Here is a 223-nt window from a genome sequence, read left to right as displayed (position 1 = left end):
AATGCTGTTAATACTACTGCTCCACTTGCCGATCCTACGAAGTCACCTTTTGTTACTTGTAATACTTGCTCTTTCATTTTGCATTCTCCTCTCTTTTTCTTTTATTACAAATCTTCTATTATACTAATACGCTTGATAGAAATACGATTAATGCTGTTAATACTACTGCTCCACTTGCTGATCCTACGAAGTCACCTTTTGTTACTTGTAATACTTGCTCTTT

At 34.5% G+C, this 223-nt stretch carries 2 protein-coding genes; both read right to left on the bottom strand.

The features are described from left to right. On the bottom strand, positions 1 to 77 hold a 77-nt coding region (locus MR113_RS28010), incomplete at its 3' end, for a DUF3948 family protein (protein WP_002101907.1). 41 nt (positions 78 to 118) lie between these two features. Continuing rightward, positions 119 to 223, bottom strand: a 105-nt coding sequence (locus MR113_RS28005) for a DUF3948 family protein (RefSeq protein ID WP_000575050.1), incomplete at its 5' end; no start/stop codon positions are given.

It is taken from the genome of Bacillus cereus group sp. BfR-BA-01379 (genome assembly GCF_022663605.1).
Classification (GTDB): domain Bacteria; phylum Bacillota; class Bacilli; order Bacillales; family Bacillaceae_G; genus Bacillus_A; species Bacillus_A mobilis.
The sequence above is the reverse complement of the archived record's forward strand: the minus strand, read 5'-3'. Positions and strand labels throughout refer to the sequence as shown.